Below are 213 nucleotides of genomic sequence, written 5' to 3' on the forward strand. Positions count from 1 at the left end.
GGATAATTGTATTGCGGCTGGATGGAAAAGCCGGAGGTCTGGAGGTCGCGCTCGGCGATGCCGCCGCTCTTCAGCGCGGCAAGCACGTCGTTCATCGCCTTGTTGTTCTCATCGAGCGCTTCGCGGGCGGTTTTCGCCTGTTTGACGACGGCGAAATTGACGATGGCCATATCGGGAGCGACGGACGATTCGCCATCGCCCGTCACCGAAATC

The 213-nt window shown here is 60.1% G+C and carries 1 protein-coding gene; it reads right to left on the reverse strand.

What is annotated here, in order from left to right:
- On the reverse strand, positions 1-213 hold a 213-nt coding region (locus AF337_RS16035), incomplete at both ends, for an SIMPL domain-containing protein (protein WP_152971102.1).

This window comes from Rhizobium ecuadorense (assembly GCF_001187535.1).
Taxonomy (GTDB): Bacteria; Pseudomonadota; Alphaproteobacteria; order Rhizobiales; family Rhizobiaceae; genus Rhizobium; species Rhizobium ecuadorense.